23 protein-coding genes are annotated in these 26,694 nt (G+C 73.3%); 11 read left to right on the top strand and 12 right to left on the bottom strand.

From position 1 onward, the window contains the following. Positions 1 to 18: 18 nt before the first annotated feature. Positions 19 to 384 (bottom strand): LysM peptidoglycan-binding domain-containing protein, encoded by a 366-nt coding sequence (locus GRQ65_RS20375; protein WP_202388446.1) that lies wholly within the window; start codon positions 382 to 384, stop codon positions 19 to 21. A gap of 281 nt (positions 385 to 665) precedes the next feature. Here GRQ65_RS20375 and lexA point away from each other — a divergent pair, with 281 nt between their 5' ends. The 6 genes from lexA to GRQ65_RS20345 all read left to right on the top strand — a co-directional run bounded on the left by lexA (position 666) and on the right by GRQ65_RS20345 (position 8,295). Continuing rightward, complete coding sequence (lexA, locus tag GRQ65_RS20370) at positions 666 to 1,454, top strand: transcriptional repressor LexA (protein WP_160879847.1); 789 nt, start codon at positions 666 to 668, stop codon at positions 1,452 to 1,454. Between the two features lie 159 nt (positions 1,455 to 1,613). Continuing rightward, positions 1,614 to 3,167: an MXAN_6640 family putative metalloprotease gene (locus GRQ65_RS20365; protein WP_160879846.1), complete on the top strand. Its 1,554-nt coding sequence runs from the start codon at positions 1,614 to 1,616 to the stop codon at positions 3,165 to 3,167. A 132-nt stretch (positions 3,168 to 3,299) separates the two neighbouring features. Continuing rightward, positions 3,300 to 4,601: a phospholipase D-like domain-containing protein gene (locus tag GRQ65_RS20360; protein ID WP_160879845.1), complete on the top strand. Its 1,302-nt coding sequence runs from the start codon at positions 3,300 to 3,302 to the stop codon at positions 4,599 to 4,601. A 100-nt stretch (positions 4,602 to 4,701) separates the two neighbouring features. Continuing rightward, on the top strand, positions 4,702 to 6,390 hold the full coding sequence (locus GRQ65_RS20355; protein ID WP_160879844.1) for an alkaline phosphatase D family protein: 1,689 nt from the start codon (positions 4,702 to 4,704) through the stop codon (positions 6,388 to 6,390). After that, positions 6,387 to 7,715: an alkaline phosphatase family protein gene (locus GRQ65_RS20350; protein WP_337191914.1), complete on the top strand. Its 1,329-nt coding sequence runs from the start codon at positions 6,387 to 6,389 to the stop codon at positions 7,713 to 7,715. The genes GRQ65_RS20355 and GRQ65_RS20350 overlap by 4 nt, the downstream gene beginning before the upstream one ends. 70 nt (positions 7,716 to 7,785) lie before the next feature. Then, positions 7,786 to 8,295 carry a hypothetical protein gene (locus GRQ65_RS20345; RefSeq protein ID WP_160879843.1) on the top strand — a complete coding sequence of 170 codons (510 nt, stop codon included), beginning with the start codon at positions 7,786 to 7,788 and terminating at the stop codon, positions 8,293 to 8,295. A gap of 18 nt (positions 8,296 to 8,313) precedes the next feature. Here GRQ65_RS20345 and GRQ65_RS20340 read toward each other — a convergent pair whose 3' ends face one another. Then, the gene (locus tag GRQ65_RS20340; RefSeq protein ID WP_202388454.1) at positions 8,314 to 10,236 is read right to left on the bottom strand and encodes an ATP-dependent DNA helicase; all 1,923 of its coding nucleotides are present in this window, start codon (positions 10,234 to 10,236) and stop codon (positions 8,314 to 8,316) included. 221 nt (positions 10,237 to 10,457) lie between these two features. Here GRQ65_RS20340 and GRQ65_RS24220 point away from each other — a divergent pair, with 221 nt between their 5' ends. Beyond that, a complete protein-coding gene (locus GRQ65_RS24220; RefSeq protein WP_160879841.1) occupies positions 10,458 to 12,275 on the top strand; it encodes an ATP-binding protein in 1,818 nt (605 codons plus the stop codon). Between the two features lie 20 nt (positions 12,276 to 12,295). After that, positions 12,296 to 13,183, top strand: a complete 888-nt coding sequence (locus GRQ65_RS20330; protein ID WP_160879840.1) for an alpha/beta fold hydrolase — start codon at positions 12,296 to 12,298, stop codon at positions 13,181 to 13,183. 2 nt (positions 13,184 to 13,185) lie between these two features. On the opposite strand, the gene GRQ65_RS20325 is transcribed toward GRQ65_RS20330, so the two are convergent. Together GRQ65_RS20325 and hflX are read right to left on the bottom strand one after the other, a co-directional pair. Continuing rightward, positions 13,186 to 13,887: a GDSL-type esterase/lipase family protein gene (locus tag GRQ65_RS20325; RefSeq protein WP_160879839.1), complete on the bottom strand. Its 702-nt coding sequence runs from the start codon at positions 13,885 to 13,887 to the stop codon at positions 13,186 to 13,188. Between the two features lie 82 nt (positions 13,888 to 13,969). Continuing rightward, the gene (hflX, locus tag GRQ65_RS20320; RefSeq protein ID WP_160879838.1) at positions 13,970 to 15,487 is read right to left on the bottom strand and encodes a GTPase HflX; all 1,518 of its coding nucleotides are present in this window, start codon (positions 15,485 to 15,487) and stop codon (positions 13,970 to 13,972) included. Between the two features lie 295 nt (positions 15,488 to 15,782). Here hflX and GRQ65_RS20315 point away from each other — a divergent pair, with 295 nt between their 5' ends. Next, the gene (locus GRQ65_RS20315) at positions 15,783 to 17,186 is read left to right on the top strand and encodes a Vgb family protein (protein ID WP_160879837.1); all 1,404 of its coding nucleotides are present in this window, start codon (positions 15,783 to 15,785) and stop codon (positions 17,184 to 17,186) included. Further along, positions 17,183 to 17,806: a nucleoside/nucleotide kinase family protein gene (locus GRQ65_RS20310; protein WP_160879933.1), complete on the top strand. Its 624-nt coding sequence runs from the start codon at positions 17,183 to 17,185 to the stop codon at positions 17,804 to 17,806. Before GRQ65_RS20315 ends, GRQ65_RS20310 begins: the two co-directional genes overlap by 4 nt. Positions 17,807 to 17,922: 116 nt before the next feature. Here GRQ65_RS20310 and GRQ65_RS20305 read toward each other — a convergent pair whose 3' ends face one another. The 6 genes from GRQ65_RS20305 to GRQ65_RS23100 all read right to left on the bottom strand — a co-directional run bounded on the left by GRQ65_RS20305 (position 17,923) and on the right by GRQ65_RS23100 (position 24,376). Further along, positions 17,923 to 19,212, bottom strand: coding sequence for an MFS transporter (locus GRQ65_RS20305; RefSeq protein ID WP_160879836.1), 1,290 nt, complete (start codon positions 19,210 to 19,212; stop codon positions 17,923 to 17,925). Further along, complete coding sequence (locus GRQ65_RS20300; RefSeq protein ID WP_160879835.1) at positions 19,209 to 19,985, bottom strand: SDR family NAD(P)-dependent oxidoreductase; 777 nt, start codon at positions 19,983 to 19,985, stop codon at positions 19,209 to 19,211. The genes GRQ65_RS20305 and GRQ65_RS20300 overlap by 4 nt, the downstream gene beginning before the upstream one ends. 32 nt (positions 19,986 to 20,017) lie before the next feature. Then, entirely contained in the window at positions 20,018 to 20,887 is an 870-nt protein-coding gene (gene dapF, locus GRQ65_RS20295; protein WP_160879834.1) for a diaminopimelate epimerase, read from the bottom strand. Next, entirely contained in the window at positions 20,880 to 21,533 is a 654-nt protein-coding gene (locus GRQ65_RS20290; protein WP_337191912.1) for an MSMEG_1061 family FMN-dependent PPOX-type flavoprotein, read from the bottom strand. Before GRQ65_RS20290 ends, dapF begins: the two co-directional genes overlap by 8 nt. Before the next feature lie 94 nt (positions 21,534 to 21,627). Further along, positions 21,628 to 23,436, bottom strand: a complete 1,809-nt coding sequence (ggt, locus tag GRQ65_RS20285; RefSeq protein WP_337191924.1) for a gamma-glutamyltransferase — start codon at positions 23,434 to 23,436, stop codon at positions 21,628 to 21,630. Next, positions 23,375 to 24,376 (bottom strand): DMT family transporter, encoded by a 1,002-nt coding sequence (locus tag GRQ65_RS23100; protein ID WP_337191911.1) that lies wholly within the window; start codon positions 24,374 to 24,376, stop codon positions 23,375 to 23,377. The genes ggt and GRQ65_RS23100 overlap by 62 nt, the downstream gene beginning before the upstream one ends. A 71-nt stretch (positions 24,377 to 24,447) precedes the next feature. Here GRQ65_RS23100 and GRQ65_RS20275 point away from each other — a divergent pair, with 71 nt between their 5' ends. Further along, complete coding sequence (locus tag GRQ65_RS20275) at positions 24,448 to 24,942, top strand: MarR family transcriptional regulator (RefSeq protein WP_160879832.1); 495 nt, start codon at positions 24,448 to 24,450, stop codon at positions 24,940 to 24,942. 4 nt (positions 24,943 to 24,946) lie between these two features. Here GRQ65_RS20275 and GRQ65_RS20270 read toward each other — a convergent pair whose 3' ends face one another. Together GRQ65_RS20270 and GRQ65_RS20265 are read right to left on the bottom strand one after the other, a co-directional pair. Beyond that, positions 24,947 to 25,492: a dihydrofolate reductase family protein gene (locus tag GRQ65_RS20270; protein ID WP_160879831.1), complete on the bottom strand. Its 546-nt coding sequence runs from the start codon at positions 25,490 to 25,492 to the stop codon at positions 24,947 to 24,949. After that, complete coding sequence (locus GRQ65_RS20265; protein WP_160879830.1) at positions 25,489 to 26,463, bottom strand: helix-turn-helix transcriptional regulator; 975 nt, start codon at positions 26,461 to 26,463, stop codon at positions 25,489 to 25,491. Before GRQ65_RS20265 ends, GRQ65_RS20270 begins: the two co-directional genes overlap by 4 nt. Positions 26,464 to 26,694: the final 231 nt, after the last annotated feature.

The raw sequence follows: 26,694 nt of genomic DNA, 5'->3' as shown, positions 1-26,694 counted from the left end.
AGTCGTGCTCGGCGGGCCTCAGCTCGCCGGGACGACGAGGCGCTGGCCGGTCTGGAGGGCAGTGGACTCGAGCGCGTTGAGGCGCTCGATGCGGTGCATCATGTCGCGCACCCGACCGTCCTCGGCGAGCTCGGAGGCGATGCCCCACAGCGTGTCGCCCGAACCGACCTGCACGATCTCGGTCGCTTCCGGGGCGCCCGGCTCGAGGGTCGCCACCGAGCTGGCGGCGGTCACGAACACGCCGACGGCGAAGGCGAGCACCAGGGCCACGAGCAGGACGACGACCCGACCGCGCCGGGTGAGGCGCACCGTGCCGGCAGCCGCGGGAGCGCGGCCACGAGCAGGGGCGGGGGCGAAGCGGGTGTCGAGGCTCATCGTCGTCATCGGGACTCCTGGGGAAGTGGAGGTGGGTCGTGCTGCGGGACCGTTCGTGCGAAGTTCTAGAGGCGACCACCGACAACGGCCCGGGGACCGTCACCGGACCGGCGAGCGGTCCGAGGTGGTGCGACTGCTTCGATCACACGTTCGATCGAACACGTGTACGAACATAGAACACGTGTTCGACACGCACAAGCACCAGACGAACGCGTGTTCGAGCCTGTCGCGACGACACGCCGTTCGAACAGGTGTTTGAACTCCCGGGGTCGCGCCGATAGCGTGCGGCCATGGCGAGCGACACCCCCAGCGACACCCCTGGCGACACCTCCGGCGACAGCCCCAGCACCGGCGCTGCCGCGCCCCGTCGCCGCGGCAGCGTCTCGGAGCTGCCGGACGGGCCGACCGACGCGACCGGGCTGACGACGCGTCAGCAGCGGATCCTGGAGCACCTGCGCGACTTCATGGAGGCGCGCGGCTACCCGCCGAGCATGCGTGAGATCGGTGAGGCCGTCGGCCTGACCAGCTCCTCGAGCGTGGCTCACCAGCTGAAGGTCCTGGAGGAGAAGGGCTTCGTCCGACGCGACCCCCACCGGCCCCGAGCCCTGGAGGTCTTCCTGCCCGACGCGATGGCGTCGCGGCGCGCCGTCGGCTCCGCGACCGAGTCGGACGTCGACGAGACCGGGATCGGCGACCTGCTCCCCGCCGCGACCTACGTCCCGGTCGTCGGACGCATCGCCGCCGGCGGGCCGATCCTCGCCGAGGAGAGCGTCGAGGACGTCTTCCCGCTGCCGCGCCAGCTCGTCGGTGACGGACAGCTCTTCCTGCTCGAGGTGCGCGGTGAGTCGATGATCGAGGCCGCGATCTGCGACGGCGACTACGTCGTCATCAAGCAGGCGCAGACCGCGGAGAACGGCGAGATCGTCGCCGCCATGATCGACGGCGAGGCCACGGTCAAGACCTTCCAGCGCAAGAACGGACAGGTGTGGCTGCTCCCCCACAACCCGGCGTTCGAGCCCATCGACGGCACGCACGCCTCGATCCTGGGCAAGGTCACCGCCGTCCTGCGCAAGGTCTGAGCCACCCCACGACCCCCAGGTCGCCGCGACCCCGAGCGGGTCCCCACCTCGAGTCCAGGAACGCGTGCGGCACCGGGCCCAACCGAACACCGGGTGCTGTCCGTCTCACACGGTAAGGTCAGCCCGACCTCGTCGACCCTCCACAGACTCGGAGAACTCATGCTCAAGCCCACCAGGGCGCGCCGCTCGGCGCTGCTGCTGGGCGCGGTCGCGACGAGCGCGACCGCGCTCGTGGCCACCACGCTCGGACTGCCGGCCCAGGCCGCGGCCCCGGCTGCGCAGGCCCCGGCTGCGACCGCGACCGCCAAGGCGGGCCCGCTGGTCAAGGTCAAGGACCGCGGCGACCGCGCCGAGCGCGCCCTCGCCAACGCCACCGCGGCGATGACCCCCGCCAAGACCGGCTCGCACCGCGACGCGACCCTGGCGCTGCGCCGGCTCTGGAAGCTGCGCGACGCGCTCTCCCCCGCCGACCAGGCGGCCGCCGACAAGCTGGTCGCGCGGCCCGACGAGCCCAACGTCATCGAGACCGCGACCCTGAGCATCCACTACAACGCGGCCGAGCTCGGCTACTCGATCAACGACGCCGTCAACGTCCTCAACACGGTCTCCGAGACCTACGCCGACTCCGGCTACAAGCGCCCGCTGCCCGACGGCAACCTCGGCGGGAACTCCAAGACCGACATCTACCTGACGAACCTGCAGCCGGGCCTCTACGGCTACTGCACCACCGACCAGAAGCGGTTCAAGGGCCGCAGCCGCGGCGTGTGGTCCTACTGCGCGATCGACGCCGACTTCGCCGGCTTCCCCCGCACCCCGCTGGAGAACCTCCAGGTGACCGCGGCGCACGAGTACTTCCACGCCACGCAGTTCGCCTACAGCTTCTACATGGACGACTGGTTCCTCGAGGCCTCGGCGGCCTGGGTCGAGGACGAGGTCTACCCGAGCATCAACGACAACCTCCAGTACCTCGCCGACAGCCCGATCACGAAGCCGCGCCGCTCCATCGACAAGTTCGGCGGCGTCTTCCAGTACGGCGTGTGGAACTACCTGCGCTACCTCACCGAGCACTACCCGGCCCGCACCGGTGCGCTCCCCGACCTGATCCTCAAGGCGATCAAGGCCCAGGACACCACCAAGGGCGCCAACCGCGCGGTGAACTCGCTGCAGGCGATCAACAAGGCGCTGAAGAAGGCCGGCAAGACCACCATGGCCGAGCAGTTCGCCCTCTACTCCGCTGCGACCCGCTCGCCTGCGCAGACCTTCGCCGAGGGCGCCGCCCTGGGCTACCCGGCCAAGCCGCTGCGCGGTGGCATCGCGCTCGGCCCGGCCAAGAAGAAGAAGGCCTTCAGCACCAAGCTCGACCACCTCACCAGCGACACCTACCAGTTCGTGCCCTCGGGCACCGCGGCGGACTCGACGCTGAAGGTGAAGATCAAGATGGGCCGCAAGCCGACCGGCTCGCGCGCCGTCGCGGTCATCTACAACCCCGCCGGCCTGATCATCGACGTGAAGGCCCTGAAGGTGAACGGCAAGGGTGTCGCGAAGAAGAAGCTCGCCTTCGGTGCCGGCGCGGTCGGCGCGGTGGAGATCACCCTGGTCAACGCCAGCCTGCGCATGAAGGGCTGCAACCCGCTGAGCAAGTCGCCCTACACCTGCGGTGGCCGTCCGGTCGACCAGAACGTCAAGGCCGTGCTCCGGGCCAAGGCCTCCTGACGCAGCACCGCTACCCGCAGCACCCCGCTCGATCCCGGACCCCGGTGGACTCCTCCACCGGGGTCCGGCGCGTCTGACCCCCGACGCGCAGACAGCGGACGTCGTTCACCCGGACGTGAGAGCCTCCGGTCCATGCGCCCGCGCCGCCTGCTCCGCCTCGCCGTCACCTCGGTGGCCCTGACCCTGGCCGCCAGTGGGTGCGCCGCCGCGCCGGCCTCGACCTCGCTGGCCCGCTCGCAGGCCCACACGCGGGTGCAGCCGGCCGTGGGCGAGGTCGGCCCCACCGACGGACCTGCGGCCCGAGCCGCCGCCGTTCCCGCGCCGACCTCCGGCCGGGTGGTGCGCAGCGGCTGCAACGTCGACGCTGCGCTCGAGGTGTGCTTCTCCTCCCCCAGCACCCGCGGCGGCAGTGACGCAGCCGTCGTGCGGCGCTTCATCGAGATCTTCGGCGAGGCCGGAGCCGGTGACAGCCTGCGGGTGGCGATGTTCCGCTGGGACATCCCCGCGACGACCACGGCCCTGGTCGGTGCGCTCGAGCGCGGGGCGCACGTCGAGCTGGTCGCCGACGCCGACGTCGCGACGAAGCCCGCCGGGCGCCAGCTTCTAGCCCGGCTGCGGGCGGCCGGGGCGACGGCGGTCGTCTGCCGGGGCGCGTGCCTGCCGTGGCGCGGCAGCGGGCCCGCCCCGCCCTCGCAGGACGTCAACCACCTCAAGCTGCTGCTCGCCGACATCGGCGGGAGACGCTCGGTGGTCACGTCCTCGACCAACTTCGAGGGACGGCAGTACTCCCAGTACAACTCCCTCGCCCGGGTCTACGACGACGGGCTCTACGCCTTCGCCCTCGGCTACTTCGACCGGCTGCGGGCGCAGAGCTGGACGGTCGACGGCATGACCTGGAAGGACCGTCAGAAGGGGTACGCCGGTCCGCCGGCCGCCGCGGTCTACCCCCGGCGCAGCGACCTGGTGCTGTCCACGCTGAAGCAGGTCCGGTGCGTGCCCGGTGCACGCACGGTCGACATCATGGTCGCGGTCATCCAGCGCTACGACGTCCGCGCGCAGATCGGTCGCCTCGCGCAGGACGGCTGCCGGATCCGGATCGTGACGACCCGCGACCTCATCGAGAACTGGCTGCAGAAGCCGTTCCGGCTCCCGGACGGCTCGACCGTCGACCTGCCCGACGCCAACGTGCGCACGATCGTCACCCACGACAAGGTCTACGCGATCCACGCGAAGGTGGCCGGGACCGTGCGGTACGTCGTGCTGACCGGCACGAGCAACACCACCTGCGGCGGCCTGCTCTACAACGACGAGATGATGCTGCGCCTCGACGGCGCCTGGGCGTTCAAGGCCTACTCCGCCCACGTCGGCGACGCGTTCAAGCACGCCCACCAGGCCCGGACCGGCGTCGTCCCGACCCAGGCCCGCTGCCGCTGAGCCGCGTCGCGGCACGGTCTCGTGCAACGGTCAGGTGAACGTCAGGTGAGATCTGGGCGCGAGGCGTGACGTCTGCCGGTCCCAGGGGTTCTTCACGGGTGTGGACGAGCCTCGTGACCTCACCCTGCACCGTCGTTCCGTGCTGGCCACCGGCGCGGCCGGCGTCGGCCTGTCGACGCTGAGCCCCGCCGCGCACGCGGCGGAGCGCCCCCGTGGATCCGGACGGACCTTCCAGCACGGGGTGGCCTCGGGTGACCCGCTGCCCCGGTCGGTCGTGCTCTGGACCCGGGTGACGCCCACGGCGGCGGCGGCCCCCGGCTCGGGCCGGGGCCCCTCCGTCGTCGTCGAGTGGGAGGTCGCCACCGACCGGCGCTTCCGCCGCATCGTGCGCCGCGGTCGGGTGCGGACCGGCCCGCACCGCGACCACACCGTCAAGGTCGACGCGGACGGTCTGCGACCCGACACGTGGTACCACTACCGGTTCCGGCTCGGGCGGCGCGTGAGCCCGGTCGGGCGCACCCGCACGGCCCCGCCCGCCGCCAGCACTCCCGACCGGGTCCGGCTCGGCGTCGTCTCGTGCGCCAACCTGCAGGCCGGGTGGTTCTCGGCCTACCGCGCCCTCGCGGGGCGGGAGGACCTCGACGCCGTCGTCCACCTCGGGGACTACCTCTACGAGTACGGCCCCGGGGAGTACGGCTACGGCCACGACGACGTCGACATCCGCCCGCACCAGCCGCCGCACGAGACGCTGGTGCTGGCCGACTACCGGCAGCGGCACGCGCAGTACAAGCAGGACCCCGACCTGCAGGCGCTCCACGCCCGCTACCCGTGGATCGTCACGTGGGACGACCACGAGGTGACCAACGACCAGTGGTCCGGCGGCGCCGAGAACCACCAGCCGGGCGAGGGCGACTACGCCGCCCGCCGGGCCCAGGCGCACCGCGCGTACGACGAGTGGATGCCGGTGCGGATGGAGGGCACGGCTCGGCTGGGCGACGGCGACCGGCTGTTCCGGCGGATCCGCTTCGGACGACTCGCCGAGCTGAGCATGCTCGACCTGCGCACCTACCGCAGCCAGCAGGTTGCAGGAGCGCTGCCGCTGCCCGGCCTCGACCCCGCCGTGAGCGACCCGGCGCGCACCATCACCGGCGAGGAGCAGATGGCGTGGCTCAAGGAGTCGCTGGCCGACGACCGGGCCCAGTGGAAGGTGATCGGCAACCCGGTGATGATCGCCCCGGTCGACTTCGGCGCGGTCCCCCGCCAGCTGATCGACCCGGTCAACGACGTCACCGGACTCCTGCCCGCCGACGGTGTCGCCTACAACGTCGACCAGTGGGACGGCTACACGGCCGACCGGCGCGAGGTCCTCACCCACATCCGTGACCGGGGCGTGAGCGGCGCGCTCTTCATCACCGGCGACATCCACTCGGCGTGGGCGGCCGAGCTGCCCTACGACGCGGCGACGTACCCGCTCGGCGACTCGGCCGGCGTGGAGTTCGTCTGCTCCTCGGTCACGTCCAACAACCTCAAGGACGTCCTGGGCGCGCCCCCGCGCACCGCGAGCCTGGCCGTCGAGGCGGCGATCGTCGCCAACAACCGGCACGTGCGGTTCCTCGACTTCGACAACCACGGCTTCTGCGTCCTCGACCTGACGCCCCAGCGCGCGCAGATGGACTGGTACGTCATCGGCGACCGCGCCGACCGGGCCACCCCGGTCACCTGGTCGCGCTCCCTGCAGACCCGTGCGGGCAGCTCCCGCATCACCGAGGCGAACGGACCCGTGCAGTGACCGAGCACCCGACCCCCTTCGAGCGGGGCCTGACCGAGGTCGCGACCGGCCGCCGCACGCTGCTGCGCGCCGGCGCGACGGGTCTCGCCTTCTCCGTGGCCGGCGGCGGCGGCTTCGTGGCCCAGTCGGCCGCCGCGGCGGCGGCCCGGCCGCGGACCCGGCTGCGGCGCCGACGCCGCGCCTACGTGCTCGTGATCGACGGCTGTCGGCCCGACGAGCTCGACCAGGGGCTGACGCCGCGGCTGGCCGCGCTGCGCGACGGCGGACTGGCGTTCCCGCGGGCGGCGTCCCTGCCGGTCATGGAGACGATCCCCAACCACGTCATGATGATGAGCGGGGTGCGACCCGACCGCACTGGCGTGCCGGCCAACTCTGTCTACGACCGGGCCGAGGGCGACGTGCGGACCCTCGACCGGCCCACCGACCTGCGTGGCGCCACGCTCCTCGACCGGCTCGCCGCGAACGGGTTGCGGACCGGCTCGGTGCTGAGCAAGGAGTACCTCTACGGCATCTTCGGCACCCGCGCGACCTACCGCTGGGAGCCGCAGCCGACCCTGCCGGTCACCGAGCACGCCCCCGACGCCTTCACCGTCCAAGCCGCCATCGACATGGTCGACACCTTCGACCCGCACCTCGTCTTCGTCAACCTCGGCGACATCGACCGCTTCGGTCACTCCGATCTCACCGGTCCCCTCGGGCTGAAGGCACTGCGCCGCACGGCGCTCGCCGACACCGACCTGCTGGTCGGCCGCTTCGTCGACCACCTGAGGCGCACGGGACGCTGGGACCGGTCGATGCTGCTGGTGCTCGCCGACCACTCGATGGACTGGTCGACCCCCGACCGCGTGGTCAGCCTGGCCCGCCCCTTCGCCGCCGACCCGCTGCTGGCCGGTCAGGTGCAGATCGCCGACAACGGCGGCGCCGACCTCCTCTACTGGACCGGCGACCCTGCCCGCCGGGCCGAGGCGGTGGCCCGGATGCAGGCCGTGGCGTCGACCGTGCCGGGCGTGCTGGCGACGTACGCCACGACCGAGCCGTCGCTGCGCCTCGGCCCGGAGGCCGGTGACGTGATCGCCTACTGCCAGGCCGGGTGGCGCTTCAGCGACCCGACGCTGCTGGCCAACCCGATCCCCGGCAACCACGGGCACCCTGCGACCGAGCCGATCCCGTTCTTCGTCACGGGCGGGCACCCATCGCTGCCGCGCGGCACGGTGTCGTCGCGACGAGCGCGGACGGTGGACGTCGCGCCGACGGTCGGGGAGTTCCTCGGGCTGCGCGCCCCGAGCGGCGGGTACGACGGGCGCTCGCGGCTGCGTCGTCGCTGACGTCCGGTCCGGTCCCGCCTCAGGCGTCGCACACGCGCCCGGCGGGCATGTCCTGGACATGGGGACCGAGGTGAGGGTGGGCGTCGGCGAGCGGCTGCGGCTGGTGTCGCGCGACGCCCGTCTCGCCGTGGGCGCGGCCCTGGGCGTCGTGATGGTCCTCATCGGCATCGGCCTGGCGCTGGTGCTGGCGGTCGCCGGGACGTCGGAGCCCGTCGGGCTGGTGCTGCTGGCGGTCCTGGTCCTGATGGGCGGCTACGTCGTCGCCGACGCGCTGGGTCAGGCGACCCGGGTCGAGCTCCCCCCGGGCCGCCTCGTGCGCGACTCGTCCGGGCTCTACGGGCAGTGGGTGCGGGAGCCGGAGCCGAACGGGCCGCGTCCGCGACCGCTGCGCGCGGTCGTCGTGGTGCTGCTGATGGTGCTTGTCGGGCCGTTCGTCATCGCCGTCCCGCTGGCCTGGTTGGGCGACCAGCACGACGACCACCCGGGGCTGGTCGGCGTCGCCGTCCCCGTGCTCCTGGTGCTGCTCGGCCTCGTGGTGCGCCTCGTCGTCGGCCGGCTCGTCGGACGCCGGCGGGACTGACAGGCCCTGGGGCCGACCTCAGCGGGCGTCGGAGTCGGCGGTTGCGGCGAGCCGCGACAGCGCCTTGCGCACGAGGCCCGGGTCGGTGGTGGTCCACATCGGCGGCAGGCTCGAGGTGAGGAACCCGCCGTAGCGCGCCGTCGCGAGCCGCGGGTCGAGCACCGCGACCACGCCGCGGTCGGTGGTGGTGCGGACCAGGCGTCCGGCGCCCTGGGCCATCAGCAGCGCCGCGTGGGTCGCGGCCACCTGCATGAAGCCGTTGCCGCCGGCCCGGTCCGCGGCGCGCTGACGGGCGCTCATCAACGGGTCGTCGGGGCGCGGGAAGGGGATCCGGTCGATCATCACCAGCTGGCAGGTGTCACCCGGCACGTCGAGCCCCTGCCACAGCGAGAGCGTGCCGAACAGGCACGTGTGCGGGTCCTCGACGAACTGGCGGGCCAGCTCGGGCAGCTGCGCGTCGCCCTGGGCGAGCGTGGTGAGGTGGGGCAGCCGCTCGCGGACCGCCTCGGCCGCGGCCTCCGCGGCTCGCCGGGAGGAGAAGAGGCCGAGCGCCCGGCCCTCGCTGGCGTCGACCAGCTCGACGATCTCGTCGAGCTGGGCCGGGCCGAGGCCGTCGCGCCCGGGCGGCGGGAGGTGGCGCGCGACGTAGAGGATCGCCTGCTGGCCGTAGTCGAAGGGACTCCCGACGTCGAGGCCCTTCCACGGCAGCACGTCCTCGGTGCGCTCGCGGGGCGCCTCGTCGGGCCGGACCTGCTCGCTGGCCTTGAGCCCGAACGACGACGCGACGGCGCCGAAGTCACCGCCGAGCCGCAGCGTCGCGCTGGTGAAGACCGCGACCTTGTCCGACAGCAGCCGGTCGCGCATCGGGCCCCACACCTGCAGCGGCGCGACCGCCAGGTGCGGCGGTCGCCCGCTCTGGCCCGGCCCGGCCTCGGTGACCCACAGGACGTCGTGCTCGGAGCCGGTCGCCATCCGCTCCGCGGTCGCGAAGACCTCCTGCACCGACCCCTTGGCCTGGGTGAGCCCGGGGTCGGCCTCACCGGGGGCCGACGGCCCGCTCTTGGGGTACGCCGAGAGGCAGGCGCGCGCGGCGTCGCGCACCCCTGCGAGCGCGTCGGCGAGGGCGTCGGGCAGCGCGTCGATGCGCCCGGCCGGGAGGTCGGCGATGACCTCGCGCAGCCGGTCGCCGGCGTCGGCGAGGTCGTCGGCCTCGCTGCCGTCGACGTGGCGCTGGGACCGGCTCGCCGCGCGGTCGACGTCGGCGGCGAACAGCTCGTCGGTGGCGGCCTGGGTGACCCGGCTGACCAGCTCGTGGGCTTCGTCGACGACGACGGCGTCGTACTCCGGGATCATCGGGACGCCCTCGATGGCGTCGATCGCGAGCAGCGAGTGGTTGGTGACGACGAGGTGGGAGCGCTGCGCCTTCTCCCGCGCGCGCTCGGCGAAGCACTCCTCGCCGAAGGGGCACTTGGCGGCGCCGAGGCACTCGCGGTGGTTGACCGAGACCTGGCGCCACTCGCGCTCGGTGTGGCGCGGCGCGTGGTCGCGCTCCCCCGTCTCGCCGTCCTCCGCCGCCTGCTCCGCCCAGGCCCGCAGCTCGAGCACCTTGGTGGCCATCGAGCCCTGCGGCACCTCGATCAGCGCGCCCTGCTCGTCGGGCACCCCGGCCCGGATCCGGTGCAGGCAGGCGTAGTTGGAGCGCCCCTTCAGCACGGCGTACGACGCGTCGACGCCCGGCTGGTCCTTGACCGCCTCGACCAGGCGTGGCAGGTCGCGCTCGACGAGCTGGTGCTGCAGCGCCAGGGTCGCCGTGGCGACGACGACCCGCGAGTCGTGCAGCAGCGCCGGCACGAGGTAGGCCAGCGACTTGCCGGTGCCGGTGCCGGCCTGCACGAGCAGGTGCTCGCCCTCGCTCAGCGCCTCGGCCACGGCCTCGGCCATCTGGACCTGCCCCGCACGCTCGGTGCCCCCGAGGGAGGCCACCGCGGCCGCCAGCACGTCCGCGACCGGCGTCGTGGTCGAGGCACTCGCTGCGGCAGTCACCCGCAAACCCTAGGCGCTCGCCGCCGTCGCGCGCTGCGCCCGTCCCCAGGCCAGACCGGCTCGGGTCGGAGGACGAGAAATGAGGCGGAGGGCTGCGCCGCAGCGCTACGGTTCGGCGCGTGGACCAGGACGCTCCGTGGCGGCAGCCCGGTCCTGCGGCCTGGGCCGAGTCGTCAGCGCGGGCCGTCCTGCAGCTGATGGTCGAGTCGATCGCGGAGATCGTCGGCTACGAGGTCGCGGCCCTCTCGGTCGTCGAGGGCGACCAGCTCGTGACCCTGGCCTACACCGGCCCCGAGGAGCACCGCGCGTACCTCGAGCAGCCCGATCCGGTCGCGATCATCGAACCCGTGCTGGCGCGCGCCACCCACCTCGGCGAGCGGCTGCGCTTCTTCGAGTCGACCCCGCTCGAGGAGCTCGAGGGGCACTGGGTGCGCATCGAGCAGGTGCCGACCGACCACCCCGACGCCTGGCAGCCCGACGACGGGCTGCTCGCCGTGCTCACCGGCGACGACGGGGCCGTCGCCGGCATCCTCTCCGTCGACCGGCCCAGCTCCGGACGACGGCCCGACGCCCACCAGTGCAGCCTCCTCGAGCGGTACGCCGCGCAGGCCGAACGCGCCGTCCTCACCCTCTTCGACACCCGTGAGCTCCTGGAGCAGGCCGCGCACGCCGCGTCGGCGCGCCAGCTGGTGCGCTCCGCCTCCCGGCCGACGCTGGGCTCACTGGTCGACGTCCTGCGCCACACGCACGGGCAGCTCGTGGCCAGCTTCGACGCGTGCGGCTCCTGGCTGCACGTCTTCGAGCCCGAGGGCCCGGGCACGAGCGTCGCGCGCACCGACGAGGGCCAGCACGTCGAGGTGCCGCTGACCCTGCTCGACGAGGTCGCCATCGCCGCACCGGAGCTCTGGGAGCGACAGGAGCCGCTGCTGTCCGCGTCCGGCCGGCCGGGCGACCCGTGGGGGCTGGGCGCGTCCGTCCGCGGCCAGCTGCTCGGCGGCGGGGACCACGCCGTGCTCGGCGTGGCGCTCGGGGTCGGTGACGAGTGCGTGGGCTTCATGGCGCTCTCGCGGCTGCCCGGCCAGCGCGACTGGTCGCCGGTCGAGATCGACTCCGCGCTGCAGGTCGGTCACGACCTCGGCGCCGCGCTGATGACCGCACGGGCGCTGGAGCGCGAGCGCCGGCTGGTCGCCGACCTGCAACGCGTCGAGGACTACCGCTCCCAGCTCGTGGCGATGCTCTCCCACGAGCTGCGCACGCCCCTGACGGTCATCTCGGGCAACCTCGAACTCCTGGGCGAGGCCGACCTCGATCCCGCCGCTCGGCGCCACCACGAGGCGATGCGCCGCGGCACCGACCGCATGGGCACCGTGGTCGACGACCTGCTGCTGCTCGCCCGGGTCAGCAACCCCGACCACCCGCTCGTCGCGCTGCCCCTCGACGTGCGCAGGGTCGGTCGTGAGGTGGTCGCCCTCGTCGACTCGACGGCCCGGGCCAAGGGCGTGGAGCTGTCCCTGGACGAGCCCGACACCCCCCTGGTCGTGCTGGGCGACGCGGTCGAGCTCGACCGGCTGGTCGGCAACCTCGCGAGCAACGCGGTGAAGTACACCGGGTCGGGCGGTCGCGTCGCCGTACGCTTCCGGCGCGCCGCGGACGAGGTGGTGCTGACGGTGAGCGACACCGGCATCGGCATCTCGGAGGAGGACCAGCGCGAGCTGTTCCGCGCCTTCTTCCGCAGCACCAACCCGGCCGCGCTGCGCGAGTCCGGCACCGGGCTCGGACTGACGACGGTCGCCACCATCGCAGCACGCCACGGCGGCCGCATCCAGGTCGCCTCGCGGCTCGGCGAGGGGAGCACCTTCACGGTCTCACTGCCCGCGTCGTCGCCGGTCCCGACCTCCGTCGCGCCGTCGACCGAGGAGTCGGTCCAGGCGTCCTAGGCCGTCCTAGGCTGGGTGCCGTGACGGGCTACCAGCAGGTCGAGACGGCAGACGGGCGATCGCTGGAGGTGCTGACCGGGGGCGACCCCGACGGCTTCCCCCTGCTCTTCCACGGCGGGTCGCCGTCCGCAGCCGTCCCCTTCTCGGTCATCGACGACGCCGCCCGCGACGCCGGTCTGCGGCTGATCACCTGGTCGCGTCCCGGCTACGGCGCCTCCACCGCCCGCCCGCGACCCGAGCCCCGGATGGCCGACGACGTCGCCGACGCGGTGCAGATCCTGGACGCGCTCGGCGTCGGGGAGTTCGTGACCGCCGGGTGGTCCGGCGGCGGCCCGCGCGCCCTGGGCTGCGCCGCGCTGCTCCCCGACCGGTGCCGCGCCGCGGTCTCGATCGCCGGGGTCGCGCCGTACGACGCCGAGGGGCTGGACTGGATGAGCGGCATGGCCGAGGAGAACGTCGCGGAGTACACCGCCGCTGCCGCCGGACGCGAGGAGTACGCCGCCTACCTCGAGACCGAGTTCCTCCCGATCCTGCTGGCCGACGCCGACGACATCGCCGACGCGATGGGCGGGCTGCTGCCGCCGGCCGACCGGGAGGTGCTGGACCGCGGGTTCGTGGAGTGGATGACCGCGACCTTCCACCACGCGGGCGCCCAGCGCATCGCCGGCGTGCTCGACGACGGCCAGGCGGCCGTGCGGCCCTGGGGCTTCGACGTCGCCGCCATCAGGGTGCCGGTCGTGGTCCACCAGGGCCGGCAGGACGCGATGGTCCCCTACGCCCACGGCGCCTGGCTCGCCGAGCACGTGCCCGGCGCGGTCGCGCACCTGACCGAGGACGACGGTCACCTGACCCCGGTCGTGCGGATGCCCGCGGTGCTGGCGGAGCTGAAGGAGCTGGCCGGACTCTGAGCTCAGAGCCCCAGCGCGGCGATCCGCTGGGCGACGGCGTCGCCGAAGGCGCGGTGGCCGGCCGGCGTGAGGTGCAGCTGGTCGGGCAGGTAGGTCAGCTGCAGGTCAGCGGTCGAGACGTAGTCGACACCCGCCTCGGCGGACAGTCGCGCGAGCAGCGCGTCGACACGGGGCACCCAGCGGGCCCGCGACGGGGCGGACGCGGGGCCGACGACCACGACCGGGTGGGGCGCGGCCTCCGCGACGGCGCGGCGGAAGCCGGTGGCGATCGCCGCACTCGGCTGGTCGACGTCGTTGAGACCCCCCTCGAGCACCACGAGGTCGGCGCCGCCGCGCAGCGCCTGCGGCTCGCGGGCCGCGAACGACGCCCGACGCCCGCACTCGGAGGCCCCCGCGCTGAACCCCGAGCCGGAGAAGCCTGCGACGTGCACCTCGCCGGCCAGACGGGAGGGCCACGACTGGCCGGGGCGGGCCAGTCCGAGACCGGCCGACCAGGAGTCGCCGATCACCACGACGCGCTCACCGGTGCCGGTGACGACCTTCGCCCGCTGGGCCGAGCCGGTGGCGAACCGCTCGCACTTCGTCGCGCCCGAGGCGCGCGCCGTGAGGACTCCCGAGACCACGACGGTCGCGACCAGCGCGAACGCCAGCAGCACGATCAGACGGCGTCGTGAGCGCACGACGACGAGACCCCGAGAGAGCACGGGACAAGTCTGCGCCGCCGCGGCTGACATCCGAATAGTTCAACCGGGTGGTTCGCAGAGCGGCGAGCGAGCGCCGACGCTCTCAGACGGCGTAGGCCGCGAGCTCGCCCGCGAGGTCGGCGTTGGCGCGGCCGGCGACGACCGTGCCCTCGCCGGTGTGCTCGAGCGAGTCGATCTCGCCGTGCTGGTGCAGCTTGTTGAGCAGGTCGCCGCGCTCGTAGGGCAGCAGTGCCGTGAACTCCACCGCCGGTCGCGGCAGCTCGCTCTCGACCAGGGCGAGCGCTTCGCGGATGCCCTCGCCCGTCTTGGCGCTGACCACGACCGCGTGCGGCTCCTCGCGCTGCAGGCGGCCGAGCACGAGCGGATCGGCCTGGTCGGCCTTGTTGATGACGATCAGCTCGGGCACCTCGGTGGCGCCGATCTCGGCGAACACCTCGCGCACCGCCGAGATCTGGCCCTCGGGGTCGGGGTGGGACCCGTCAACGACGTGCAGCACGAGGTCGGCCTCGGCGACCTCCTCGAGCGTCGACCGGAACGCCTCGACCAGCTGGTGCGGCAGGTGGCGCACGAACCCGACGGTGTCGCTCATCGTGTAGACGCGGCCGTCGGCGGTCGTCGTACGACGCGTGGTCGGGTCGAGCGTCGCGAACAGTGCGTCCTCGACGAGCACGCCCGCGTCGGTGAGCCGGTTGAGCAGCGAGGACTTGCCGGCGTTGGTGTAGCCGGCGATGACCACCGCGGGGATCTGGTGGCGCTCGCGCTGCTGGCGCTTGGTGTCGCGGGTCCCCTTCATCTCCTTGAGGTCGCGACGCAGCTTGGCGATCTTGGTGTTGATGCGGCGGCGGTCGGTCTCGATCTTGGTCTCACCGGGGCCGCGGCCACCGATGCCGGCGCCGGCGGCGACCCGGCCACCGGCCTGGCGCGACAGGTTGCCACCCCAGCCGCGCAGGCGCTGCTTCATGTAGTTGAGCTGGGCGAGCTCGACCTGCGCCTGGCCCTCGCGCGACTTCGCGTGCTGGGCGAAGATGTCGAGGATCAGCGCGGTGCGGTCGACGACCTTGACCTTGAGCCGGTCCTCGAGGTTGCGCAGCTGGCCGGGCGCGAGCTCACCGTCGCAGATCACCGTGTCGGCGCCGGTGGCCTGGACGATCTCCTTGATCGCCTCGACCTTGCCGCGGCCGACGTAGGTCGCCGGGTCGGGCGACTGGCGACGCTGGAAGATCGCCTCCAGCACCTCCGAGCCCGCGGTCTCGGCGAGCAACGCGAGCTCGGCGAGCGAGTTCTCGGCGTCCTGGACGCTGCCCTCGGTCCAGACGCCGACCAGCACGACCCGCTCGAGGCGGAGCTTGCGGTACTCGACCTCGGTGATGTCCTCGAGCTCGGTCGACAGGCTCGCGACGCGGCGCAGGGCGTGGCGCTCGGCCAGCTCCATCGCGCCGACCGTCGGCTCGTCCTCGGGGTCGGGCTCGTCGAGGCTGGGGAGGTCGACCGACTCGTCGAGGTCGTCGTCGGCGAGGTCTGCGTCGTCAGCGGGCTCGTCGACCCAGTCGCGGGTCGCCTCGAGCTCGTCGTGGAGGGAGAAGTCGTGTGCGTTGCTCATGTGCTGTCCAGCGTAGGCGCTGAGCCCAGCAGGCGACGAGCCCTTTCCACAGGCGTCACCTGGGCGCGTTGATCGAGTCCCCGTGGGAGCAGGCGTGGGGTCGCGCGGAGCTGGCAAGGCGGAGGAGCCCGCCGTGGCGGAGTCACGGCGGGCGACGACAACGCCGTCCAGGTCCGATGCGACGCCGCGCGGGCGACCGCGAGGACTCGATCAACGCGCCTTGGGGGGTCGCCTCCGGGTGGCCTTCTCTGTTAGGACAGAGGCTCACCTCGTTCACTCCTCCCCAGGGACCTCCATGCGCCAGCGCCTCGTCGCGTCCGTGTCCAGCCTGCTGCTCACCCTCGGCGTGCTCGCCGTCCTCGGGGTGGCCGCCGCCCCGTCCGCGAGCGCCGCGACCCAGGTCATCCCGATCCCGACGAGCGCCTCGGGCGCCGAGAGCATCGTGGCCTCGCCCGACGGCACCCTGTGGTTCGTCGAGCGCGAGGCCAACAAAGTCGGCCGGGTCAACGCCGACGGCTCGATCAGCGAGTTCGCCCTTCCTGCCGCCTCGCCAGGAATCTCGCAGACCGAGGACCTCGACGTCGCGCCCGATGGGAGCGTGTGGATCCTCTATGACTCTGGTGAGTACGCACGCCACCTCGCACCTGATGGTCGCGTCATTCGGGACCTGCACATCGGCGCCACGCAGGGCGCGCCGGGCGGCGGGTACCCGTACGGCAAGGAAGTCCGTGTGGCCGGGGACGGCACGGCGTGGATCACCATGAACTTCAACGAGCAGTTCGTGACGCTGGCCAACGACGCCGGCTACCGCGACGTGCCCAACGCGCCCGAGTGCAACGACGCTCTGGGGCGCGGGACGGACGGGGCGTTCTGGTGCCGCACCGACTCTGGACTCACCCGCATCAACGCATCCGGCGGCGGCACGACGTACCCGGTCAACGACTACGCCGCCTACCCGTTCGCCATCGCGCCGGGCCCGGTCGGCTCGATCTGGTTCGGCCGCTACCAGCGCGGCAGCTTCGCCTTCTCCCCCAGCGAGGGCTCCGTCGGCTACCTCGACGCCGGCAGCGGCGCGGTCACGTCGTACGACACCGGCGACCGCACCGCGATCAACTCCCTCATCCAGGGCCCCGACGGCAACATGTGGTTCACCTCGATCGGTGCCGCCAAGGGCATCGGCCACATCGCGCCCAACGGCTCGGGCGGTGCGCTGACCGCGATCGGCAACTACGCGCCCAACTCGATCGCCTTCGGCCGCGACGGCGCGGTCTACGCCACCGACGCCACCAACAACGTCGTCATCAAGACGTCCATCGCCGACCTGCAGGTCACCAATGTCGACCCGGGCGAGGGCTCGGTGCTCTACGGCGCGGTGCCCGGCACGATCAAGGCCGGCAAGGCCCCGATCCGGGTCAAGGGCAACAAGGTCGCGCTGCGCGTGGCCTGCCCCAAGGACGCCACCCGCGGCTGCGCCGGCCAGGCGCGACTCGTGACGACGTCGAAGAAGAAGCCCAAGGCCGTCACCGGGTTGAAGTCCTACTCGGTCAAGGCGGGCAAGAAGGGCGCCGTCCGGCTCAAGCTCTCCAAGAAGGGCCTGAAGGCGGTCAAGCGCGGCAAGGTCACCGTGCTCCGACTCGAGATCTACGCGCCCGGCGGCAGCACCCCGGTCGCCGTGAAGAAGGTCAAGGTGCGGCGCTGAGCCCACTCGACGATGACCTGCGGGCCAGGGCCGACGACCTCCTCCGCGCCGCGGCCCCGTCCGAGCGGGTGCTGCTCGGTCTCGCGGGGGCGCCCGGGGCGGGCAAGTCGACGCTGGGCGCGGGGCTCGCGGCGGCGTACGGCTGCCCGGTGGTGCCGATGGACGGCTTCCACCTCGCCGACGTCGAGCTGATCCGCCGTGGGCTGCTCGAGCGCAAGGGTGCGCCCGAGACGTTCGACGCCGAGGGCTACGCCGCCCTGCTGACCCGGCTGCGCGCGCGACCTGGCCACACCGTGATGGCGCCGGCGTTCGAGCGCGACCTCGAGCAGCCCGTCGCCGGCGCGATCCCCGTCCCGCCCGAGGCGCGCCTCGTCGTCACCGAGGGCAACTACCTGCTGCTCGACGAGCCGCGCTGGCGCGCCGTCCGCGAGTGCCTCGACTCCGTGTGGCACCTGCGCCTCGACGACGCCGTGCGGCGCGACCGGCTCGTCGCCCGCCACGTCGCCTCCGGCAAGTCGCCCGACGCCGCCCGCGCCTGGGTCGAGACCGTCGACGAGCCCAACGCCCGCCTCGTCGACTCCGCTGCCTCACGCGCCGACTTCGTCGTCGAGGTCGACTGAGGCTGCGGCCCCCGACAGTCGAGGGTTGCAGTCACCCAGGGGGCTGCAAACCCTCGACTGTCGAACATCCGGGACGTAGGCATGTCCCGAAAGTTCGACTGTCGACGACAGCGCCGTCAGCCGGTGGCGGAGAGGGCGCCGTAGCGCTCGCGGGTGCGCAGGGCCCAGGCGGAGACGGGGACGAGGAGGAGGCCGGAGGCGAGGACGAGGGCGCCGATGACGAGCCAGCCCTCCCAGCCCCACTCGATGCAGAGCCAGACGATGAGGGTGGGCGCGACGACGTTCGACAGGGAGAAGCCGGTGCCGGCGAAACCTTGGTACTGCCCCTGGCGCTCGGTCGGGGCCAGACCCATCGTGAGCCCCCACTGGCCGGCACTCGAGACCATCTCGCCGACGACGTGCGTGCCCGCACCGACCAGCAGGACGGCCACGGCGACCCAGCGGGTCACGCCCGCGGAGACGGCGATGACGGCGAAGCCGGCGGCGATCCACGCGCAGCCGAGCACCATCGTGCGCGCCGAGCTGGTGACGTCGTCGGCGCCGCGACTGAGCCGCACCTGGAAGAGCGCCACGACCACGGTGTTGAGCACCAGCAGCACCGAGACCATCCAGGTCGGCGCGTCGGTGTGCTCGGCGATCCACAGCGGGATGCCGACCTCCATGACCGCGAAGTGCATCGCGACGATGCCGGTCAGCAGGGTGACGAGCACGTACGGCCGGTCGCGCAGTACGGCGAGCCGCGGCTCCCCGGCCAGCCGGGCCGGCGACGGCGTCAGGTGCGGGAGCCGGGCGACGACCAGGCCGGCGGCGATGGTGCACAGGCCGTCGAGGGCGAACACCGCGAGGTAGACCCACGTGCGGTCGACGAGCAGGGCGAGCCCGCCGAGGGCGGCGCCGAAGCTCATCGCGACGTTCGTGACCGCGCGCAGGTAGGCCTTGAACGCGACCCCGCGCCCACCGGTCGCGATCCGGGCGATCATGCCGTTGCGCACGGCGCCCGAGCCGGAGCTGAGCAGGGTCGCGAGGCCGAGGACCACCCCGAGCGCCCACGGCGAGCGGGCGACGAGGAGACCGAGGAGCACCACGCCCGAGGCGATCGTCAGGGTGCGGAGCAGCTCCCGCGGACCCGTCACGTCGCCGAGGTGTCCGAGCGGCACCTGTCCGAGCAGCCCCACCAGCGCCGCGATCGACAGCAGCAGACCGACGGTGGTCGGCGCGATGCCGACGTCGCGGGTGAAGAAGATGGCGAACGTCGTCGTCGAGGCGCCCGAGCCGGCGCGGTTGACCAGGGTCGCGAGGGCGAGCACCCGCAGGTCGGGGTCGGTCGGGACGCCCCGTCGGGTGAGCGGCGTGCTCGCCGCGGCCGGTGGCTGGGCGATGGTCTCCTGGGGGTCCGGTGAGCTCACTTGGGGGGCATGCGGATGCCGCCGTCGACGCGGACGACCTCACCGTTCATGTAGCTGTTCGTCAGGCACTCGACGACCATGCTCGCGAGCTCCTCGGGCACGCCGAGTCGCTTAGGGAACAGCACGCTCTCGCCGAGCTTGGCCTTGAACGCCTCGGCGTCCTCGCCCTCGCCGTAGATCGGGGTGTCGATGAGGCCGGGGGCCACGGTGTTGAGCCGGATGCCCGAGGCGGACAGGTCGCGCGCGACCGGGAGGGTCATGCCGACGACTCCGCCCTTCGACGCGGAGTACGACGCCTGGCCGATCTGCCCGTCGAACGCCGCCACGCTGGCGAGGTTGACGATCGCGCCGCGCTGGCCGTCGGCGTCGGGCTCGTTGCGGCTCATGACGCTCGCGGCCTGACGCACGACGTCGAAGGTGCCGATGAGGTTGATCGCGATGACGCGGGTGAAGGCGTCGAGGTCGTGGGCCGAGTCGATCTGACCGTCGCGACCGATCGTGCGCTGCGCCCAGCCGATGCCGGCGGAGTTGACCACGGCGCGCAGCGGCGCGATCTCACCGGCGGCCTCGACGGCGGCGGTGATCTGGGCGGTGTCGGTGACGTCGACGCGCGCGAACACGCCTCCGATCTCGGCCGCGAGCGCCTCGCCCTTGTCGGCCTGCAGGTCGGCGACGACGACGGTCGCGCCGCGCTGGGCGAGCTGACGGGCGACGGCCGCGCCGATGCCCGAGGCAGCACCCGTGACCAGAGCGGAGGATCCGTTGATGTCCATGTTTCGGACTATAGGCCCGACGCGGCCCGGGCTCAGAGGTCGGTCGTGCCTCTCGCGACGAGTACCGCGGGACCGGTCAACAGCACGCGCTCGTCGGCGGTCCAGGTGACGTGGAGGGTGCCGCCGGGTACGTCGACGCGGTAGGTCACGTCGTCGCCCTCGGGTCGGGCGCCGTCAGCCAGCGCGGCGGCGACCATGACCGCGCAGGCGCCGGTGCCGCACGAGCGGGTCTCGCCGGAGCCGCGCTCGTGCACCCGCATCGCGACGTGCCGCTCGCCGCGGCGCACCACGAACTCGACGTTGACCCCGTCGGGGTAGACCCCCCGGTCGCGTGCAGGCGGGTCGACCAGGGTGCCGACGACCTGCAGCGAGCTCACGAACGCCACGGCGTGCGGGTTGCCCATGTCGACGTGCTGCGCGGGCCAGGTGACGCCGTTCGCCCCGACCGTGGTCTGGCCGAGGACCTTGGCCGGCCCCATGTCGACGGTGTACGTCGCGCCGCCGTCGGCGACGGTGTCGACGGTGATGGTCTTGACGCCGTCGCGGGTGTCGACGACGACCGGCACAGCGGCGTCGACGAGCCCCTCGGTGACGAGGTGGTGGGCGAAGACCCGCACGCCGTTGCCGCACATCTCGGACACCGAGCCGTCGGAGTTGCGGTAGTCCATGAACCACGTCGCCACCGACAGCGGCCGGCCCACGGCCGCGCTGCGCACGACCCGCATCACCCCGTCGCCGCCGATGCCGGCGCGGCGGTCGCACAGCGCCCGGACCCGCTCGGCCGACAGGTCGCCGTGGATCGTGCCGTCGTGGTCGGGCAGGAGGACGAAGTCGTTCTCGGTCCCGTGACCCTTGACGAAGGGGTAGGTCTGTCGTGCGCGGTCGATGCTCGACTCAGGCATAGAGACCGCGCTCGTAGTTGGACTCGTCGTAGTAGTCGTCGAGCTGGGCGATGTCCATGCCGGCGGGCTCGACCTGGCTGGCGATGACGGCGCGCCGGGGCACGCGCCCCTCGGGGTCCCAGGTCTCGGGCTTCCACAGCCCCGAGCGCAGGAACGCCTTCGCGCAGTGGAAGAACACCTCCTCGATGTCCACCACCATCGCCAGCACGGGCCGGTGGCCCTTGACGACCATGTCGTCGAAGAACGGCGCATCGGCGACCAGCCGGGCGCGACCCTGGATGCGCAGCGTGTCGCCGCGGCCGGGGATGAGGAAGAGCAGTCCGACGTGGGGGTTGCTCAGCACGTTGCGGTAGCCGTCGGCGCGCCGGTTGCCGGGCCGCTCGGCGATGGCGACGGTGGTGTCGTCGAGCACCTGCACCAGCCGGCCGACCGGGTCGCCCTTCGGCGAGGCGTCGCAGGTGCCGTCGGCGGCCGACGTCGCCAGCACGCAGAACGGCGAGGACGCGAGCCAGTCGCGGTCCACCGGCAGCAGCGCGGGCCGGCCCTTCGTGGCGGCCCGCTCGCCCGGCGTACCGAGCAGGTCGGTCAGCTCGTCGAGCGAGCCGATCGTCGGCCAGGAGGCACGGTCCTCCGACAGCGTCGTCACCGGTCCAGCGTAGGGCGTGCGGAGGTGGCGCGCCTGAGCGTGCACGAAGAGACGGGTCGGCGCCCTCACACGTGCACGACGAGACGGGTCGGCGTCAGCGGCGCACGACCCCGGCGGCGCCGCCGCCGCGGCGGTCGGGCTCGGCGACCGCGGTGAGCTGGCCGCGGGGGCCGAACTCGATCGCGGTGGCCGCGCCGATCTCGGCGAGGCTGTCACCGACGGGCGCGATCGGCCGGATCCGGTGGCCGAGCGTGGCGAGCGGACCGCGCCAGCGCTCGACGTACGCCGGCTCGGCGAGCACGGGGTTCGTGTTGTTGGGCGCGGCCCGCGGGGCGGCGAGGGCCCGCTCGATGCTCATGCCGAGCTCGAAGCGGTTGAGCAGGATCTGCAGGACGGTCGTGATGATGGTCGAGCCACCGGGCGAGCCGAGCGCGAGCACGGGCCGGTCGCGACGGTCGAGCACGATCGTCGGCGACATCGAGCTGCGCGGGCGCTTGCCGGGGGCGAGCCGGTTGGGGTCGTCGGCGTCGTAGACGGTCGTGAAGTCGGTCAGCTCGTTGTTGAGCAGGAAGCCGCGTCCGGGCACGACGATGCCGGAGCCGCCGGTCTGCTCGATGGTGAGGGTGTACTCGACGACGTTGCCCCGCCTGTCGGCGACGGTGAGGTTGGTGGTCGAGACGTTCTCGGTGTCCGTGGCCTCGCGCGACGGGGCCCTGGTGCCGCCGCCGCAGCGGCCGTCGTACGACGACACGCTGCCGGGGTCGGTCGGCAGCGCGAGGGCCTTGCGCGGGTCGATGCGGCAGGCCCGCTCGTCCGCGTAGCGCTGGCTGAGCAGGTCCTTCAGCGGCACGTCGACGAAGGCGGGGTCGCCGATGTACTCGCCGCGGTCGGCGAAGGCGAGGTGCGTCGCGTCGAGGAAGCGGTGCTGCGCCTGGACCGGCGAGACCCGCCCGAGCCGCTGGGTCTCCAGGATGTTGAGGGCCTCGCCGACGGTCGGCCCACCGCTGGACGACGGCGCCATGCCGAAGACCTTCATCCCCCGGAAGCGGGTCTTCGCCGGCGCCTGGTTGCGCACCTGGTAGCCCGCGAGGTCGGCGGTGGTCATCGTGCCGACGGGCACGGGCAGGTCGGTGGCGCCGCTCTTCGGCGGCGCCTGCACGGTCTGCGCGATCTCGGCGGCGAGCGGGCCACCGTAGAACGCCGCGGTGCCCTGCTGACCGAGCAGGTCGTACGTCGCCGCGAGGTCGGGGTTGGCCAGGCGCGAGCCGACCTTCGGCGCCTTGCCGCCGGGCAGGAAGAGCGCGCTGGTCGAGGTGAAGGTGCGGAACCGCTCGGCGTTGTCGCGGGTCTGCTTGCGGAACGTCTTGTCGACCACGAACCCCTTGCGCGCCAGAGCCGCCGCCGGAGCCAGCGTCTCGCCGAGGCTCATCGAGCCCCACTGGTCGAGCGCGGAGGCCCAGGTCGCCGGGGTGCCCGGCACGCCGACCGCCACGCCGCTGGTGACCAGCTCGGGCGTGAACGGGTAGGGCTTGCCCGTCGCGGGGTCGACGAACGACGTGGGCGTGACCCCGGCAGGTGCGGTCTCGCGGCCGTCGATGGTGTGGACCCTGCGCGTCTTCGCGTCGTAGTAGACGAAGTAGCCGCCGCCGCCCACGCCGGCGGAGTAGGGCTCGGTGACGCCGAGCGCCGCGGCGGTGGCGACCGCCGCGTCGACGGCGTTGCCGCCCTGGCGCAGCACCTTCAGCCCGATGCGGGAGGCGTAGGGGTCGACCGAGGTGACGGCGCCGCCCCTGCCCTTCACCGTCGCGCGCTTGGCGGGGCCGGTCGACTGCGGCTTCGCCTCAGCGGCGCGCTGGAGCTGCGGCTGCGCCGATCGGGACGGCGCCGACGTCGCTGGACCCACCGGGGCGACCAGGGCGGTGACGACCAGAGCCGTCGTGGCGAGCGAGGGCAGGGCGAGGCGCGGCAGGACGCGGCGAGGAGCCATGCCGGGGAGTACCCCGCTCCCCGCCGCGTGATGCGCGCTGGCCGAGGAGCACGCCGCCCACCACCAGCACCACGCCGAGCCACTGGCGCGCACCGAGCACCTCGCCGAAGACCAGGCACCCGAGGGCCACACCCGTCAGCGGGTTGAGCAGCCCGACCAGGCCCACCGTGCTCGTGGGCAGGTGCCGCAGACCGGCGTACCAGCAGACGAGGGCGAGCGCCGTCGCCACGACGGTGACGTAGCCGAAGCCGAGGGCGGTCGGGACGTCGAGGGGCGGCCAGCCGTCGCCTGACACCGCGGCGGCCACGGCGAGCCCCGCCCCACCGGCGAGCAGCTGCCACGAGGTGGTGGCCAGCAGGTCGGCGCCGCCGCTCCAGCGGCGGGCGAGGACGAAGCCGAGGGAGGAGCAGAGCATCGCGGCGACGGCGCAGACCACGCCGACCGGGTCGATCCGCTCCGCCCCGCTGCCGGCGCCGCCGAGGAGCAGCAGCGCGACCCCGCCGACACCGACGACCCCTCCGACGAGGTGCGCCACCGCGGGTCGCTGGCCGAGCAGCAGCCACGCGAGCAGGGCGAGCACCACCGAGGAGGTCGCCATCACCGTCGCGGCGACCGCGGACGGCAGCAGCTGGGCGGAGAGGTAGACGAGCCAGAAGAAGAGGCCGACGTTGAGCACGCCCAGCACCGCCGAGCGCCACCACCACGCGCCGCGAGGTCGACGGCGCGCCAGCGCGAGCAGCAGCAGCCCGGCCGGCAGCGCCCGCAGCGCCGCGCCCGTCAACGGCTGGTCCGGCGGCAGCAGCTGGTGCGTGACGACGTACGTCGAGCCCCAGGCGACGGGGGCGACCGCGGTCACCAGCGACCACCTCAACCTCTTGTCTTCCACGGAAGAGATAATGCCTTCCGTGGAAGGTATCGTCCAGTCCCGTGGACCGCGTCGACCTCATCCAGGCCGCCTGGGCGCGCGAGCGCCCCGATCTCGACGTCTCCCCGCTCGGCGTGATCGGCCGGCTGCACCGCCTCGGCGTGCTGCTGACCGAGGAGCTGCTCACGGTCTACCGACGCCACGGTCTGGGCGAGGGCGAGTTCGACGTCCTCGCGACCCTGCGACGCAGCGGACCCGACCACGCCCTCGCCCCCGGCGAGCTCGCCGCCCACACGATGGTGACCAGCGGTGCCGTCAGCAAGCGCCTCGACCGGCTCGAGCGCGACGGCCTCGTGAGCCGCACCCGCGACGACGGCGACGGCCGCGGCCGGGTCGTCCGCCTGACCGAGGCCGGTCGCCGCGTCATCGACGCGGCCTTCGCCGAGCACCTGGCCAACGAGGAGCGGCTGCTGACCGAGCTCGATCCCGGCGACCGCGAGCTGCTCGCCGAGCTGCTCGGTCGCTGGCTCTCCCGCGTCGAGCCGGTCACGGACTGACGGGTCAGCCGCGCACGGCGTACCTGGCGCAGGCGAAGGCCCGGTTGCGCGCCACCTCGAGCAGCTCGAGGTCGTGACGTCCGGGCAGGAGCGGCCGCCCGGCCCCGAGGGTCACCGGCGCGACCGCGACGACGATCTCGTCGAGCAGGCCCGCGGTCGCGAACGCCGAGGCGAGCGCTCCGCCGCCCACGACCCACAGGTCGCGGTCACCGGCCGCGGCGACCATGGCGGCGTGGACGGGACGGATGTCGCCGCGAGCGAAGCGGACGTCAGCTCCGTCGCCGGCTGACAGGTCGCGCGTCGTCATCACCCACGACGGCACGTCGTACGGCCACGACCCGCCCAGTCCGTCCGGGTGGACGCCGAGGTGGTCGCAGATCCACCCGTAGGTGGTCGACCCCATCACCAGGGCACCCACTCGCTCGATGAACGATGCGTAGCCGAGGGGCCCGGTGTCGTCGACGTCCTGCGAGAGCAGCCAGTCGAGGCCGTCGTGCTCGTCGGCGACGAAGCCGTCCAGGCTGCTCGCGACGTAGTAGATGGTGCTCATCCCCGCCTGTTCCTCATCCAGCTGATCGGGTCCCCGCTCGCCGCGGCCGACTCCAGTCCCTCGCTCGGCCACTGTCCGTCCTCGCGCAGCAGTTGGCGCGCCAGGCCGCGGCGTACGGCCGCGAAGGTCAGGACGTGCGCGACGACCCCCGCGGGGGTGAACGACTCTGGCGGCACGCACAGCGCGTCGACGAAGCGGTCGTCCCAGGCGTCTCGACGGTCCAGCTCGCGCAGCAGGCTCACCCACGCCTCGGCCGAGGCGTCGTGCCGCGCCGCCAGCGAGGTGGGGTCGTCAGCCGCCCCGACCGGTGGCTCCGCGCCGACGAGCGCCGCCACCCAGACCTCCCGGGCCGTGACCAGGCCCGCGAGGAGCGCGGCCAGCGACGGCTCCGGCTCGCCGTGGAGCACCACGCGCAGCCCCGGCAGCCGCGCGGCGCGGTAGCGGTCCTCGGAGACGTCGGCTGCGGCCTCGAGGAGCAGGGCCGTGTCCTCGAGGTCGTGGTGGAGCATCAGCCAGATGGTCGCGTCAGGGCCGGCGCGTTCCCCGCCGCTGTGCGCTTCCAGCCACAGCGAGGTCGGCGGGTGGAAGTGGATGCCGTTGGGGGCCGGGAGCCAGTGGTCGGTCGCCGAGACGCGACTCCCACCGGGAGCGGGAGCACTGGGCAGATGGCCGAAGTGCCGGGAGTACGCGCGCGAGAACCCGTCGACCGAGTCGAACCCAGCGCCGAGCGCCGCCTCCGTCACCGTCGCGCCCCTGCCCAGTCGCCAGGCGGCCCGCTCGAGCTCGACGCGGCGCCTCATCGCGACCGGCGACTCCCCTGTCGCGCGCGAGAGCTGCCGGGTGAAGTGGAACGGCGAGGAGAAGGCCCCAGCCGCCATCCTGCCGAGGTCGGTGCGGTCCTCGTCGAGCACCGCGTCGAGAAGCTCGCGCAGCCGGTCACGCGGGACGTCGCCTGTTCTGCGACTCGTCATGGGAGCAGTCTGTCCGGCTCGGGCGCCTCTGCACCCGACCGTTCTTGCTCATCTCTCCGACGCACGGTCCCCTCATCGGTGGTTGAGCCTGCAGGGCCCTGTCCCGGCCGCCCGTTCTGGGCGGAGAGTTCAGCGGCACCTGACCACCGCTGGTTGAGGAGGCGCGCTAGCTGTTGTGTCCGGGGAGGTTGGGCACGAGGTCGATGGGTGACTTGCCTTTGAGGGCGGTGT

Source organism: Nocardioides flavescens (genome assembly GCF_009823805.1).
GTDB classification, from domain to species: Bacteria; Actinomycetota; Actinomycetes; order Propionibacteriales; family Nocardioidaceae; genus Nocardioides; species Nocardioides flavescens.
Note: the sequence above shows the minus strand (reverse complement) of the source record. Positions and strands in the feature narration are given on the sequence as shown.

Coding starts and splice junctions, on each gene's coding strand:
- GRQ65_RS20375 (WP_202388446.1), bottom strand. CDS start 384: ATGACGACGATGAGCCTCGACACCCGCTTCGCCCCCGCCCCTGCTCGT.
- lexA (WP_160879847.1), top strand. CDS start 666: ATGGCGAGCGACACCCCCAGCGACACCCCTGGCGACACCTCCGGCGAC.
- GRQ65_RS20365 (WP_160879846.1), top strand. CDS start 1,614: ATGCTCAAGCCCACCAGGGCGCGCCGCTCGGCGCTGCTGCTGGGCGCG.
- GRQ65_RS20360 (WP_160879845.1), top strand. CDS start 3,300: ATGCGCCCGCGCCGCCTGCTCCGCCTCGCCGTCACCTCGGTGGCCCTG.
- GRQ65_RS20340 (WP_202388454.1), bottom strand. CDS start 10,236: ATGGCCGAGGCCGTGGCCGAGGCGCTGAGCGAGGGCGAGCACCTGCTC.
- hflX (WP_160879838.1), bottom strand. CDS start 15,487: ATGAGCAACGCACACGACTTCTCCCTCCACGACGAGCTCGAGGCGACC.
- GRQ65_RS20315 (WP_160879837.1), top strand. CDS start 15,783: ATGCGCCAGCGCCTCGTCGCGTCCGTGTCCAGCCTGCTGCTCACCCTC.
- GRQ65_RS20300 (WP_160879835.1), bottom strand. CDS start 19,985: ATGGACATCAACGGATCCTCCGCTCTGGTCACGGGTGCTGCCTCGGGC.
- dapF (WP_160879834.1), bottom strand. CDS start 20,887: ATGCCTGAGTCGAGCATCGACCGCGCACGACAGACCTACCCCTTCGTC.
- GRQ65_RS20270 (WP_160879831.1), bottom strand. CDS start 25,492: ATGAGCACCATCTACTACGTCGCGAGCAGCCTGGACGGCTTCGTCGCC.
- GRQ65_RS20265 (WP_160879830.1), bottom strand. CDS start 26,463: ATGACGAGTCGCAGAACAGGCGACGTCCCGCGTGACCGGCTGCGCGAG.